The organism is Streptomyces sp. NPDC058257, assembly GCF_042881845.1.
In the GTDB taxonomy this organism is placed as follows: Bacteria; Actinomycetota; Actinomycetes; order Streptomycetales; family Streptomycetaceae; genus Streptomyces.
In genome coordinates this window covers 191,187-203,144 of the sequence record NZ_JBHVXJ010000016.1, presented here as the reverse complement: position 1 = coordinate 203,144, position 11,958 = coordinate 191,187, and the positions used below count along the sequence as shown (strand labels likewise).

The following is an 11,958-nucleotide window of genomic DNA, read 5'->3' as shown; positions in this document are numbered from 1 at the left end:
GGTGTGTCGTGTCGTGAAGCCGCTAGCATCGGCCAGCATCGGCGGGCACCCTTCCAAGCTCTCAATGAGCGGGGGAGGTCCCACTACCCCCAGGCCAGGGAGCAAATCGTGCTGATCACCCACGACACCCGATGCGCACTCGACGCGGTGGTCGATCTGGTGAACACCGCACCGGACACCGAGGACGCCGCGAGCGCGGAGACGGACGGTCTCGCCGATGTGGCAGCCCTCGCCGAATTCGTACGAAGCCACGACATAAGCGACGTAGGCGTGCTCTCGGAGCGTGACCTCGCAGGCGTCCGGCACATCCGCGGCCGCTTCCACGAAGTCTTCGCGGCGCCGGAGCCGCGGGCCGCGGCGACGGTGATCAACGAACTGATCGCGGAGGCGGGCACCACCCCCCGGCTCACCGACCACGACGGCTACGACTGGCACGTGCACTACTTCGCGCCCGGGGCCTCCATCGCCGACCACCTCGCGGCGGACTGCGGGATGGCGCTCGCGTTCTTCGTGGTCGCCGGTGAGCAGGAGCGGCTGCGGCGCTGCGAGGCGCCGGACTGCCGGCACGCGTTCGTCGACCTCTCCCGCAACCGCTCGCGCCGCTACTGCGACAGCCGCACCTGCGGAAACCGGCTGCACGTCGCCGCCTACCGGGCCCGGCGCAAGGAAGCGGCACGCTGAGCCCGTGGCGGCCCCTAGAGCCCCAGCAGATCGTGCAACGACCCCATCAGGATCAGGACACCGATCACCGCCAGGAAGATCATCAGGGGTGGCTGGGAGAGCGCGAACAGACACCCCTTGGGCTCTTCCGTCGCGGCTCGCTCATCGTTCGGCGGGGCGGCATCGCCCTGTGCGGTGTCCTGCATCTCGCCGCGATGATGACGCAGTCCCAGGGGTGCCGATTACCAACGCGTCAGGAAAGCGCGGGAGTTCGCCGCATTCCGCCACCTGCACAAGTCCGAATACCGCATGTCCCGTTCACGGCTCGGCAGCGACGCACCTCGTCGGACTCGGCGGCACCGCCGTCCACACGAACGAGGGACTCGCATGCCCCTCGGACGCGGACGGTTGTTGACGTCAGATGCCGTGCTTCTTCAGGATCGCCTCGATGTCGCTGAAGTCCTCCTTGGGCGCGGCCGCCGCCTTCGGGCGGTCCGCGGCCTGGGCGGCCGGGCGGGCACCCTGGCCCAGGGACGGCGCGGAGGCCGCGGGGGCCACCGCCTCCCGCTGGGCCGCCTTGGCGGCCTTGCGCTCCTTGCGGGTGCCGCCGGATCGGCGCTCCACGGCACGGGTGGTCATGAAGAGCAGCCAGGCCACGCCGAGGACGCCGAAGCCCACCCAGGCCTTCATGCTGAAGGCGGTGTCGGCCACCCATCCGACGACGCCGGTCATCACCAGGCCGACCGGGACCAGGGAATAGGCGGCGAGGCGCGTCGCCGCGAGGAAACGCTTGCGGTAGGCCGAGATCGCGGCAATGCCGAGGCCGGCCGCGGATACGGCGGAACAGACGGTCTCGGCAATCATCCGGATCCTCCAGGCGTGCGGCGTGCGGGCGCAGACGGTGGCGTGAACACTGTCCTCCCCTCCATCCTGCACCGGGTGGGCCCTCACAGGCCACGCCCCGAGCGGACTTCAGGGACATATCAGGGTCACGCCTCCTCCGCAGGTTCCGGTCGCCGCCGCGGCCCCGGTTGGGAGGGCGCTCTCGGGCTGGAAGACTGTGCCCCATGAGCGATTCTGTCCCCGCTGCCCCCACCAGCCCCAACGGTCCCCTCGTCATCGACATCTGGTGCGAGCTGCAGTGCCCGGACTGCCGGACCGCCCTCGACGACGTACGCGCGCTCCGTGAGCACTACGGCGACCGCGTCGACCTGCGCCTGCGGCACTTCCCCCTCGAGAAGCACAAGCACGCCTTCGCCGCCGCCCAGGCCGCCGAGGAGGCCTTCGAGCAGGGGCAGGGCTGGCCGTACGTGGAGGCCGTGCTCGGCGATGTCGAGGAGCTCGACCGCAAGGGCGAGCCCTTCCTCGTCGAGACCGCACGCGCGCTCGGACTGGACGCCGAGGAGTTCGACACCGCCCTCGTCGACGGCCGGCACATCCTGATCGTCGACGCCGACCAGGCCGAGGGCAAGGCGATCGGCGTCACCGGGACCCCGACGTACGTCATCGGGGGCGAGCGCCTCGACGGCGGCAAGAGCCAGGACGGCCTGCGCGAACGCGTCGAGGAGATGACGGACCTCCTGCTCGCGGCCTCCGGGCAGGACGGCTCCTAGCACCTCCTGAAGCCTCCTGGAGTCCTCTAGAGCAGCTGCTTGTGGACGTAGTACATGACCGGTTCGTAGCCGAGGGACTCGTACAGGCGCAGGGCCGGGGTGTTGCCCGCGAAGACGTTGAGGCCGATGCGGCGCAGGCCCACCGCGCGGGCCTGTGTCTCCGCCAGGAGCATCAGGGAGCGGCCGTGGCCGAGTCCGCGGTACTCCTCGTCGACCTCGACGTCGAAGACGAACGCGTCGCCGTCGCGCAGCGCGAGCCAGAGGGTGCCGACCTTCGTGCCCTCGTGGGTGAGCGCGCTGAGGCTGGTGCCGGGGGTGGCGAGGCCTTGGGGCAGATGGTCGGCGTGGTCGGCGTCGGACTTGGCCCGCGCCGCCGCCTCCGGGACCCCGCGCTCGATCCAGGTCTGCGCGTAGTCCTCCTTCTCGCGGGCCAGCCAGACCTCGTACTCGCCCTCGGTCATCTCCCGCCCCTCGACACCCGCAGGCAGCGCGGGCGGCTCGGCGGTCAGGGGCTTGACCATGTTGCGGTTGCGCTCCACATAGCCGAGGGAGACGGCGAGGCGATGGGCCGCCGCGGCCTCTGCGGGCACGGCCACTTCGATCCGGTTGCAACCCCAGCCGCGCACCACCTCCTCGGCGGCGAGCACGGCGACGGTGGCACGCCCGCGCCTGCGGTCGGGTTCGTCGATGCTCAGGTCCCGCATCTCGGCGACGCGTGGCCCGAACACGGCGTGCGTGGCGAGTTCTATCCCGCCCACAGGACGGCTGTTCACGCGCACTTCGTACGTGCGTGACTTGGCGCCGTCAGCGCTCTGCTGAAGCGGCCCGGTCGGCCGCAGGGTCGTGGTCATCGTCTGTGTTCTACCCGCCCTGCGGCTCGAGCGTCATCAGGATTACGCGCACTTGCGGTCTGTCACCCGACCGGTCACGGGTCGAGGTCGTCCGCCGCACGCTCGTCGAAGATCCGCATCGCCTTGGCGGTCACCGGGCCCGGTGCGCCCGGCAGTTCGCGCCCGTCGATCCGGTGCACGGCCTGGACGTCACGGAGCGTCGAGGTCAGGAACACCTCGTCGGCGCGGTCCAGGACGTCGAACGGCAGATCCGTCTCGCGCGCGTTCGTCCAGTCGACGGCCAACGCGCGCGTGATGCCCGCCAGGCACCCGGAATCGACCGGCGGCGTGTGGATCTCGCCGTCGAGCACGACAAAGACGTTCGATCCCGTGCCTTCGCACAGCCGGCCCACCGTGTTGGCGAACAGCGCCTCCGAAGCGCTCCGTTCGTGGGCGCGCGCGAGGGCGACGACGTTCTCGGCGTACGACGTGGTCTTCAGGCCGGTCAGGGCGCCCCGTTCGTTGCGGGTCCACGGCACCGTGATCACGGCGGTCGTGTCGGGCCGCCGCTGGGCCTCGCCGATGGCGACGACCAAGGTCTGCCCCTGGTCGCCCCGGTCGGAGCCGAGCGGTGAGAGACCTCCGGTGTACGTGATGCGCAGCCGCCCCAGCGGCACCGGGTTGGCGTCGAGAACCGCGGCGCAGGCCGCGCGCACCTCGTCGAGGTCCGGCTCGGGCAGGCCGAGGCCGCGTGCCGAACGGGCGAGCCGGTCCAGGTGCCGGGTCAGCGCGAAGGGCCGCCCCTCGGCCGACTTCACCGTCTCGAAGATACCGTCGCCGACGGTGAGGCCGTGGTCGAGCACGGAGACGCGGGCGGTCTCGAGGTCCTGCAGGCCGCCATTGAGCCAGATCTTCACCATGGGGTCCCTCCGTTCACTTCGTACGCCCCCGACGCTACCGCCAACAGCCGTTCCGCCTTCAGCTCGGTCTCCCGCCACTCCCCCTCCGGGTCCGAACCCCAGGTGATCCCCGCCCCGGTGCCGAACCGCAGCACGCCCTGAGCGCGGTCGATCCAGAAGGTGCGAATACCGACGGCCAGTTCGCCGGTGCCCCGGTCGGCGTCGACCCAGCCGATGCCGCCGCAGTACGGACCGCGGGGCGCGGTCTCCAGGGCGTCGATGATGCGCAGGGCGCTGGACTTGGGGGCGCCGGTGACGGAACCGGGCGCGAAGGTGGCGTCGAGGAGTTCGGGCCAGCCGGTGCCGGGGCGGAGCTCGCCCCGGACGGTGGAGACGAGGTGGACGAGCCCAGGGTGCTTCTCGACCACGCACAGGTCGGGGACGGTCACGGAGCCGGTGACGCATACCCGCCCGAAGTCGTTGCGGACGAGATCCACGATCATGACGTTCTCGGCGTAGTCCTTTTCGAGGAGGTCCGCCTCGGTCCGGCCCGTGCCCTTGATCGGCCCCGACTCGACGACACGCCCCTCGCGCCTCAGGAACAGCTCGGGCGACGCCGTCGCTATCTCGACGCCGTGCCCGGGCAGCCGGAGCGTCCCGGCGTACGGAGCGGGGTTCCCGCGCGCGAGCAGCGCGGTCAGGGCGTCGATATCCGCGGCGTCCCCACCGTCCGCACCGTCCGCACCGTCCCCACCGTCCCCACCGTCCCGGCCCTCCCCGCCGCCCGGAAACGGCGCGGACAGCACGCGGCAGAGGTTCGCCTGATAGACGTCGCCCGCCGCGATGTGTTCGCGCACACGTCGTACGCCGTCCACATACGCGGCGCGGTCGAGCGACGACGTCCAGTCACCGGCGGCCGGGCCCCGCCACGCCCCGGGCACCGGAGCGGGCACCGGCTCCTCGCGTACGTCGTCGAAGCGGGCGCAGACCAGTTCGCCCTCGAAACTCGCGCAGACCGCCCAGAAACCGCGGGAGTCCAGGGCCGAGGGATCGCTGGTCACATCCCTGAGGCCGGTCGCGAGCAGGCCGCCGAAGCGCGCCATGGGCAGAGCCGCCCCAAAGGGCGGCGACGAGGACATCTGGGGAGCGCTGTGCACGTCTGCGAGTCTATGACCGGGGTCCTGGTGGCGCCCCGGGCCGGTGACAGCGCAGCACGCTGCGCAAACGCGTTTTTGTACTGGCCCAGGAATCCGCTAGAGTTCAACACGTCGCCGGGACGCGTGAGCGGGCCGGGAAAGACAAGCGGACGTAGCTCAGTTGGTAGAGCGCAACCTTGCCAAGGTTGAGGTCGCCAGTTCGAACCTGGTCGTCCGCTCGCAGGAAGTGGGGGATCTTCCCGACCCCCCGCACTCCTGGTGGAGTGGCCGAGAGGCGAGGCAACGGCCTGCAAAGCCGTCTACACGGGTTCAAATCCCGTCTCCACCTCCAAGCGCGATTAGCTCAGCGGGAGAGCGCTTCCCTGACACGGAAGAGGTCACTGGTTCAATCCCAGTATCGCGCACGCAGCACAACTGAAGTTCTGGTCCGCAAGGATCCCCGCGCGATTAGCTCAGCGGGAGAGCGCTTCCCTGACACGGAAGAGGTCACTGGTTCAATCCCAGTATCGCGCACGTAGTACGCACCACACACAGACTGACCCGCGCGATTAGCTCAGCGGGAGAGCGCTTCCCTGACACGGAAGAGGTCACTGGTTCAATCCCAGTATCGCGCACCATCCGCATGAAGCCCCCGGCCGTTCCCATGGCCGGGGGCTTCGTCGTTCCTCCGGCCGGGATCAGGAGGAGAAGAGCATGTGTCCGAAGCTCTTGTGGCGCTGGTTGTGGCCGTAGTGCCCACCGTGGCCGCCGTGGTGACCGCCGTGCTGCGGAGCACCCCACGCCGGGGCGGGAGCGGCCGGGTACCCCTGCGGGCCGGGCGGCGGGGGCGGGGCCTGCTGGCCGCCCCACTGACTCTCGACCCGGCTCAGGGCCTCCAGCTCGCCGTAGTCGAGGAATATCCCGCGGCAACCGCTGCACTGCTCGATCTGGACGCCATTGCGGTTGTACGTGTGCATCGGTGCATGGCACTTGGGACACTGCATGGTCGGCTCAACTCCTCGCCGGTCGTGACTGTTTCGCCGGAAGACTGCCCGGCTTCGGTGCGTTGCACCCTACTTCGTGGAGGTGGGCGCCAACTCCGGCGGGAGGGCGGACATTCGATCACAGGCGTCGACCAACGCCCGCTCGATCTCGTCCAGGGGCCGGTGCTCCCTGACGGACTTGGCGACGGCCAGGGCGGCGGTCTGCGTGGTGAGGGCGCGGGCCGGTACGTCGAGGGCGGGCCAGGGGTCCGTGCCGTCCGCCGGCAGCGCCGGCCCGCGTGCCGCGCGGTAGGCGGTGAGGAAGCGGGTCCACTCATCCGCGGGCAGCAGGCCACAGGCGTACCAGGCCGCGGGGCGGGCCAGGTCCCAGGCCGGGTCGCCCAGGCCCAGGTCGTCGACGTCGATGAGCAGCCAGTGCCCCGCCGATGTGCGGATCAGCTGGCCCAGGTGCAGGTCGCCGTGGCACAGGAGCCCCGGGAGCGGTGCGGGCGCCTCGGCGCGGGCCCAGCCGGGGAGCGTGGCCCAGGCGCGCTCGACGGGGAGGGCTGCGGGGTGTGGTCCCGCCGCCCTCATCCGCGTCATCGCCAGGGCGGCCTTCCTGGGACCGCGCATGTCCGGGAGCGCGTGGGGGAGCTCGGCTGCGGGTGTGGCGTGCAGGCGGGCGAGGAGGGTCGCGGTGGCTTCCCAGGGGGCGGCGTCGGGGTCGTCGCGGTCCACCGGGGTACCGGCCTCCCAGAGAGTGACCAGACGGCCGTGGAGCGGGATCGCCGTCTCGTCGAGCGGAGGGAGGAGGGTGCCGTGCAGGGTGGCGGCGACCTTCAGGCGCGCGGCGAGCTCTGTGGGGTCGGTGCCGGGGGCGTGAGCCTTGGCGACGGTGTCCCCGTGCCGGACGACGGTGGCGTCGTCCCGGTCCGCGAGGACCGCTTCGGGGGCGCAGACGCAGGTGCGCGGGGTGCGGTGGGCTGTGCTGCGGACCTTGGCGGTCAGCGCCGGCAGCAAGGCGGTGGCGGTCACAGGTCCCCCGGGGTGCGTCGATCGGCGTTCCCCGTGAGAGTACGCGGGCTGGATATCCAGCCCGTCCGGCGTTTGAGGACGAGCTCGGCGAAGCCGGTGATCGAGGGCGGCCCAAGGACACCGGCGGAGCCCCGCGCAAAGAAGTGCCCGCGCAGCTCCCCAGCTGCGCGGGCATTTCTCGTGCCGTCCGCCGCACCCCCGTCCCCACGGGGTTTCCTGGCCGGATGTCCCCGCCCGGACCGCTCATCCGGGCCTGGGGCGCCGCTCAGCGCCCCAGCATCACGCCCACGGACGACGCCTGTGTGACCACTGCTTCCCAGCCGCCGAAGACGACTACCAGCAGGGCCGCCAGAGGAAGAACCATGGCCGTCGCCACCAAGGGGTGGCGCGTGCCGGACGGACGAACGCCGAACGTGGCGAAGGCCTTCCGTCCTTGCGTGCGGATCATTGCCCGCGGTGCCGTGTCCGCCATGGTTCCTCTCCTGACCGAGTCTGTATGAACTTCTGTAGGAACTACGTGAACTGCGCGGCGGCGGGTGCTTGACCTCGGGGGACGAGTGCCGCACCCGCCGCTTGACTTCAAATTTAGGTGCGCCGAAGACCCGGGGCGTCATGCCCTCGTACCGATTGCCGGGCCTCCCGGAGGATGACCGATCGTCGCTCGTGTACTCCCGTGGGTGGAGACGGGGTCCTAGGTCTCGGGGTCTTCCCGGAGGGGACGGGCCCCCGCCCGCTCGGATGTGTCCTCTCTGGGCACGGGTTGCTCGACCAGAGCCAGGACGAGGGCCGACATGAACCCTGCCGTCCGCACGACGGAGCCTCGCCCACTACCCGAAGGGCACGGGGGACCCCCAGCGGGTGACTTCGCTCACTTCGGCCACCCCTCCGCGGACCGCTGTCTCCACCCGGTGGCCCGCCCGGCTCGCCATCACCTCGTGCGTACGTGTCGTGTCCCCGGCGTCCACGGCCATCTCCACACGATCACCTTTCACGGAATCAATCCCCCTTCAGCGATGGATGGTTGGGAACGGCGCCCCCGCACGGCAGTCGCCCGCCCCCGCGTCCCTGACCACTCCTCACGTTTCCCACCCGGCACTGACAATCGGTCGGGCCGCGAGGGCGCGGCCTCTGCACCTGCCCGGCCATGGAAACGTAAGCTGTGGCACGACAACGGACCGGGCAGCGGGGATGGACATGGCGATGATGCGGCTCCGGCGCGAGGACCCGCGTGTCGTCGGCTCGTTCAGACTGCACAGGCGGCTGGGCGCCGGCGGCATGGGTGTCGTCTACCTGGGGTCGGACCGGCGGGGGCAGCGCGTCGCCCTGAAGGTGATCCGGCCCGATCTGGCGGAGGACGAGGAGTTCCGCTCGCGCTTCGCGCGGGAGGTCTCCGCGGCCCGGCGGATCCGCGGGGGCTGCACGGCGCGGCTCGTCGCCGCCGATCTCGACGCCGACCGGCCGTGGTTCGCCACGCAGTACGTTCCCGGGCCCTCCCTGCACGACAAGGTCGCCGCCGAGGGGCCGCTCTCCGCGGCCGACGTGGCGGTCGTCGGCTCGGCGCTCGCCGAAGGCCTCGTCGCCGTACACGAAGCCGGTGTCGTACACCGTGACCTGAAGCCGTCGAACATCCTGCTGTCCCCGAAGGGGCCGCGGATCATCGACTTCGGCATCGCCTGGGCCACCGGCGCCTCGACGCTGACCCACGTGGGCACCGCCGTCGGATCGCCCGGCTTCCTCGCGCCCGAGCAGGTGCGCGGCGCCGCCGTCACGCCCGCCACGGACGTGTTCGCCCTCGGCGCCACGCTGGCGTACGCGGGGATGGCGGACTCGCCCTTCGGACACGGCAGTTCAGAGGTCATGCTCTACCGCGTCGTCCATGAGGAGGCGCAGCTCGGCGGGGTCCCGGACGCGCTCGCCCCGCTGATCCGGGCCTGCCTCGCCAAGGACCCCGAGGAGCGTCCCAGCACGCTCCAACTGTCGCTCAGGCTCAAGGAGATCGCGGCCCGCGAGGCACAGGGCCTGGGCGATCCCCGGCCGCCCGCGCCCCGCCAGGGCCAGGACCGGCCCACGGGACGCATGGCCGAGGAGTACGCGGATCAGCAGACCCAGCGGCGTCATCCGCAGGGCACTCCCCCGCCGCGGCCGGCTTCGTCACGGCCGGGTTCCTCGCGGACCGGATCATCACGGACCGGATCATCACGGAACGGTTCGTCGCGCACCGGATCCTCGCGGCCGAATTCCTCGCGCCCCGGATCCAGTTCCGCACGGTCCACCTCACGTCCCGCGCAGCCCCGCAACACGACACGCTCCGGCGCGCGGCGGCCCGCCAATCCGCGCCTGCTGCGGCAGCGGCTCTTCGTGTTCGTGGTCGTGACGCTGCTCGTGGCCCTGGCGATCGCGGCGGCCCAGGGCTGCCAGGGTCCCGCGCGCGGGCTCGGCGGCAGCGGCGGCGCACACGATACGCACGCCGTACAGCAGAGCCTGCGGCAGGACCCGGGGCCCGGCCCTCAGAGCTGAGGGCGGCCCGTCGCCACCGCGTAGAACGCGACCGCGGCCGCCGCTCCCACGTTCAGGGAGTCCACGCCGTGCGCCATCGGGATGCGGACCCACTCGTCCGCGGCGACCAGGGCCTGCGTGGAGAGGCCGTCGCCCTCCGCGCCGAGCATCAGCGCGACCCGGTCCATCCGGTGGGGCGCCGCCTCGTCCAGGGTCTTCGCCTTCTCGTCCGGGGTGAGCGCGAGGAGGTTGAAGCCCGCTTCGCGTACGCCCTCCAGCCCCTTGGGCCAGGATTCGAGACGGGCGTAGGGGACGGAGAAGACCGCGCCCATGGAGACCTTCACCGAGCGGCGGTAGAGGGGGTCCGCGCAGTCCGGTGAGAGCAGGACCGCGTCCATGCCCAGGGCGGCGGCGCTGCGGAAGATCGCACCGATGTTGGTGTGGTCGTTGACCGACTCCATGACGACGACGCGGCGCGCCCTGGTCAGGAGTTCGTCCGACGTCGGCAGCGGCTTGCGCTGCATCGAGGCGAGGGCACCCCGGTGCACGTGGTAGCCGGTGACCTGCTCGGCCAGGTCGGGGTTGACCGCGTACACGGGGGCCGGGACCTCGTCGATGACGTCCCGCATGACGTCGACCCACTTCGCGGAGAGCAGCATCGAGCGCATCTCGTAGCCCGCCTGCCTGGCACGTCTGATCACCTTCTCGCCCTCGGCGATGAAGAGGCCCTCGGCGGGCTCCCGCTTGCGGCGCAGTTCGACGTCGGTCAGGCCCGTGTAGTCGCTCAGACGCGGGTCGGCGGGGTCGTCAACGGTGATGAGATCAGCCACAGGGTGATACTGCCTTGTCCTGGGTGTGGTGCCAACGCCTTGGGGCGGGTTGGGTTACCGGTGGTTACGTGGGGCTCGTGGTGGCCAGGGGGTGCGTGGGGCCCGTGATGGCCGAGGGGTGCGCCGGGGGCCGGGGGCCTGGACCCGTTACGCGGGGGGCGTGGACCCGTTACGCGGGGGCCTGGACCCGTTACGCGGGGCCGCCTGGACCCACGTTCACCACCTCACCGATGACGATCACCGCCGGGGGCTTCACCTCGTGGGCGGCGACCTCGGCCGCGACCGTCGCGAGAGTGGCGTCCACGCGGCGCTGGGCCGCGGTGGTGCCCTCCTGGATCAGGGCGACGGGGGTCCCGGGCGACCGGCCGTGCGCGGTGAGCGCCTCGGCGATCTTGCCGATCTTGTCCACGCCCATCAGGATCACGAGGGTTCCGCGCAGCTTGGCCAGGGACGGCCAGTCGACCAGGGAGCGCTCGTCGTCCGGGGCCACATGCCCGCTGACCACCGTGAACTCGTGGGCGACGCCGCGGTGCGTGACGGGGATGCCCGCCGCGCCCGGCACGGAGATCGAGCTGGAGATGCCGGGGACCACCGTGCAGGAGATGCCCGCCTCGGCGAGCGCCTGCGCCTCTTCCATGCCACGCCCGAAGACGAACGGATCGCCGCCCTTCAGACGGACGACCGACTTGCCCTGCTTCGCGTGCTCGATGAGGGCGTTGTTGATGGCCTCTTGAGCCATGAAGCGACCGTACGGGATCTTCGCGGCGTCGATCACCTCGACGTGCGGCGGGAGTTCGTCGAGCAGGTCGCGGGGGCCGAGCCGGTCGGCGATGACCACGTCCGCCTCGGCGAGGAGACGACGGCCGCGGACCGTGATGAGGTCCGGGTCGCCGGGGCCGCCGCCGACGAGGGCGACGCCGGCGGTGCGGGTGCGCTGCTGGGGCGCCACGAGGGTCCCATCGCGCAGCCCCTCGACGACGGCGTCGCGGATGGCGGCCGTACGGCGGGGGTCACGGCCGTCGATGTCCGTGGTGAGGATGGCGACGGTGACGCCTTCGGAGCGGCCGGTCGCCGGGGTGAGGGCGGTGGCCTCCTCCGCGTCGTCGGAGCGGACGCACCAGACGCGTTCCGCCTCGGCTTCGGCGGAGGCCGCCGTGTTGGCCTCGGGGTCACTGGTGGCGATGAGGGCGTACCAGGCGTCCTTGAGGTCGCCGCTCTCGTAGCGGCGGCGCTCCCAGCTGATCTCGCCCGCGTCCGCCATGGCCTCCACGGAGGGGGTCGCCGTCGGCGATACGAGGAGGATGTCGGCGCCCGCGCCGATCAGGGCGGGGAGGCGGCGCTGGGCCACCTGGCCGCCGCCGAGCACGACCGTGCGGCGGGCGGTGAGGCGGAGACCTACGGGGTAGGCGGGGTTTTCGGCCATGGCGGGTGGCTCCTCGTGCGGGGCGCGGGGCTTTGCGGGTGCCGCTGCGACGG

The 11,958-nt window shown here is 71.7% G+C and carries 13 protein-coding genes, 5 tRNA genes and 1 pseudogene; 8 read left to right on the top strand and 11 right to left on the bottom strand.

Features of this window, described 5'->3' with window-relative positions:
- Nucleotides 1-108: 108 nt before the first annotated feature.
- The gene (locus ACFVXC_RS31500) at nucleotides 109-681 is read left to right on the top strand and encodes a CGNR zinc finger domain-containing protein (RefSeq protein WP_389912076.1); all 573 of its coding nucleotides are present in this window, start codon (nucleotides 109-111) and stop codon (nucleotides 679-681) included.
- A gap of 14 nt (nucleotides 682-695) precedes the next feature.
- Here ACFVXC_RS31500 and ACFVXC_RS31495 read toward each other — a convergent pair whose 3' ends face one another.
- Nucleotides 696-866 (bottom strand): hypothetical protein, encoded by a 171-nt coding sequence (locus ACFVXC_RS31495; RefSeq protein ID WP_389912073.1) that lies wholly within the window; start codon nucleotides 864-866, stop codon nucleotides 696-698.
- A 211-nt stretch (nucleotides 867-1,077) separates the two neighbouring features.
- The gene (locus ACFVXC_RS31490; protein ID WP_389912070.1) at nucleotides 1,078-1,524 is read right to left on the bottom strand and encodes a hypothetical protein; all 447 of its coding nucleotides are present in this window, start codon (nucleotides 1,522-1,524) and stop codon (nucleotides 1,078-1,080) included.
- A 203-nt stretch (nucleotides 1,525-1,727) separates the two neighbouring features.
- Here ACFVXC_RS31490 and ACFVXC_RS31485 point away from each other — a divergent pair, with 203 nt between their 5' ends.
- The gene (locus ACFVXC_RS31485) at nucleotides 1,728-2,273 is read left to right on the top strand and encodes a DsbA family protein (RefSeq protein WP_389912067.1); all 546 of its coding nucleotides are present in this window, start codon (nucleotides 1,728-1,730) and stop codon (nucleotides 2,271-2,273) included.
- A 26-nt stretch (nucleotides 2,274-2,299) separates the two neighbouring features.
- Here ACFVXC_RS31485 and ACFVXC_RS31480 read toward each other — a convergent pair whose 3' ends face one another.
- The 3 genes from ACFVXC_RS31480 to ACFVXC_RS31470 all read right to left on the bottom strand — a co-directional run bounded on the left by ACFVXC_RS31480 (nucleotide 2,300) and on the right by ACFVXC_RS31470 (nucleotide 5,141).
- Nucleotides 2,300-3,124 (bottom strand): GNAT family N-acetyltransferase, encoded by an 825-nt coding sequence (locus ACFVXC_RS31480; RefSeq protein WP_389912064.1) that lies wholly within the window; start codon nucleotides 3,122-3,124, stop codon nucleotides 2,300-2,302.
- A 74-nt stretch (nucleotides 3,125-3,198) separates the two neighbouring features.
- The gene (locus ACFVXC_RS31475; protein WP_389912102.1) at nucleotides 3,199-4,020 is read right to left on the bottom strand and encodes an aminotransferase class IV; all 822 of its coding nucleotides are present in this window, start codon (nucleotides 4,018-4,020) and stop codon (nucleotides 3,199-3,201) included.
- The gene (locus ACFVXC_RS31470; RefSeq protein WP_389912100.1) at nucleotides 4,017-5,141 is read right to left on the bottom strand and encodes a chorismate-binding protein; all 1,125 of its coding nucleotides are present in this window, start codon (nucleotides 5,139-5,141) and stop codon (nucleotides 4,017-4,019) included. Before ACFVXC_RS31470 ends, ACFVXC_RS31475 begins: the two co-directional genes overlap by 4 nt.
- 163 nt (nucleotides 5,142-5,304) lie before the next feature.
- On the opposite strand from ACFVXC_RS31470, the gene ACFVXC_RS31465 reads away from it, so the two are divergent.
- The 5 genes from ACFVXC_RS31465 to ACFVXC_RS31445 all read left to right on the top strand — a co-directional run bounded on the left by ACFVXC_RS31465 (nucleotide 5,305) and on the right by ACFVXC_RS31445 (nucleotide 5,776).
- Nucleotides 5,305-5,377: transfer RNA gene (locus ACFVXC_RS31465), tRNA-Gly, on the top strand.
- 39 nt (nucleotides 5,378-5,416) lie between these two features.
- Nucleotides 5,417-5,490: transfer RNA gene (locus tag ACFVXC_RS31460), tRNA-Cys, on the top strand.
- 1 nt (nucleotide 5,491) lies between these two features.
- Nucleotides 5,492-5,563 (top strand) — tRNA-Val (locus ACFVXC_RS31455).
- A gap of 37 nt (nucleotides 5,564-5,600) precedes the next feature.
- Nucleotides 5,601-5,672 (top strand) — tRNA-Val (locus ACFVXC_RS31450).
- A gap of 29 nt (nucleotides 5,673-5,701) precedes the next feature.
- Nucleotides 5,702-5,776 (top strand) — tRNA-Val (locus ACFVXC_RS31445).
- A 60-nt stretch (nucleotides 5,777-5,836) separates the two neighbouring features.
- On the opposite strand, the gene ACFVXC_RS31440 is transcribed toward ACFVXC_RS31445, so the two are convergent.
- From ACFVXC_RS31440 to ACFVXC_RS31425, 4 genes and pseudogenes are all read right to left on the bottom strand, one after another.
- Complete coding sequence (locus ACFVXC_RS31440; protein WP_389912061.1) at nucleotides 5,837-6,142, bottom strand: zf-TFIIB domain-containing protein; 306 nt, start codon at nucleotides 6,140-6,142, stop codon at nucleotides 5,837-5,839.
- Between the two features lie 69 nt (nucleotides 6,143-6,211).
- Entirely contained in the window at nucleotides 6,212-7,156 is a 945-nt protein-coding gene (locus tag ACFVXC_RS31435) for an aminoglycoside phosphotransferase family protein (protein WP_389912059.1), read from the bottom strand.
- Between the two features lie 265 nt (nucleotides 7,157-7,421).
- Nucleotides 7,422-7,628 (bottom strand): hypothetical protein, encoded by a 207-nt coding sequence (locus ACFVXC_RS31430; RefSeq protein ID WP_160503827.1) that lies wholly within the window; start codon nucleotides 7,626-7,628, stop codon nucleotides 7,422-7,424.
- Nucleotides 7,629-7,847: 219 nt separating this feature from the next.
- Nucleotides 7,848-8,148: pseudogene (locus ACFVXC_RS31425) on the bottom strand (hypothetical protein).
- A gap of 196 nt (nucleotides 8,149-8,344) precedes the next feature.
- On the opposite strand from ACFVXC_RS31425, the gene ACFVXC_RS31420 reads away from it, so the two are divergent.
- Nucleotides 8,345-9,673, top strand: a complete 1,329-nt coding sequence (locus ACFVXC_RS31420; protein WP_389912056.1) for a serine/threonine-protein kinase — start codon at nucleotides 8,345-8,347, stop codon at nucleotides 9,671-9,673.
- Here the strand turns inward: ACFVXC_RS31420 and ACFVXC_RS31415 are convergent.
- Together ACFVXC_RS31415 and cobA are read right to left on the bottom strand one after the other, a co-directional pair.
- Nucleotides 9,664-10,482 carry a TrmH family RNA methyltransferase gene (locus tag ACFVXC_RS31415; RefSeq protein WP_389912053.1) on the bottom strand — a complete coding sequence of 273 codons (819 nt, stop codon included), beginning with the start codon at nucleotides 10,480-10,482 and terminating at the stop codon, nucleotides 9,664-9,666. The genes ACFVXC_RS31420 and ACFVXC_RS31415 overlap by 10 nt on opposite strands.
- 190 nt (nucleotides 10,483-10,672) lie before the next feature.
- A complete protein-coding gene (gene cobA / locus ACFVXC_RS31410; protein ID WP_389912050.1) occupies nucleotides 10,673-11,905 on the bottom strand; it encodes a uroporphyrinogen-III C-methyltransferase in 1,233 nt (410 codons plus the stop codon).
- Nucleotides 11,906-11,958 lie beyond the last annotated feature (53 nt).

Excerpts from the sequence above, each read along its gene's own strand:
- cobA (WP_389912050.1), bottom strand. The coding sequence starts at position 11,905 with ATGGCCGAAAACCCCGCCTACCCCGTAGGTCTCCGCCTCACCGCCCGC.
- ACFVXC_RS31470 (WP_389912100.1), bottom strand. The coding sequence starts at position 5,141 with ATGTCCTCGTCGCCGCCCTTTGGGGCGGCTCTGCCCATGGCGCGCTTC.
- ACFVXC_RS31495 (WP_389912073.1), bottom strand. The coding sequence starts at position 866 with ATGCAGGACACCGCACAGGGCGATGCCGCCCCGCCGAACGATGAGCGA.
- ACFVXC_RS31485 (WP_389912067.1), top strand. The coding sequence starts at position 1,728 with ATGAGCGATTCTGTCCCCGCTGCCCCCACCAGCCCCAACGGTCCCCTC.
- ACFVXC_RS31420 (WP_389912056.1), top strand. The coding sequence starts at position 8,345 with ATGGACATGGCGATGATGCGGCTCCGGCGCGAGGACCCGCGTGTCGTC.
- ACFVXC_RS31440 (WP_389912061.1), bottom strand. The coding sequence starts at position 6,142 with ATGCAGTGTCCCAAGTGCCATGCACCGATGCACACGTACAACCGCAAT.
- ACFVXC_RS31430 (WP_160503827.1), bottom strand. The coding sequence starts at position 7,628 with ATGGCGGACACGGCACCGCGGGCAATGATCCGCACGCAAGGACGGAAG.
- ACFVXC_RS31480 (WP_389912064.1), bottom strand. The coding sequence starts at position 3,124 with ATGACCACGACCCTGCGGCCGACCGGGCCGCTTCAGCAGAGCGCTGAC.
- ACFVXC_RS31490 (WP_389912070.1), bottom strand. The coding sequence starts at position 1,524 with ATGATTGCCGAGACCGTCTGTTCCGCCGTATCCGCGGCCGGCCTCGGC.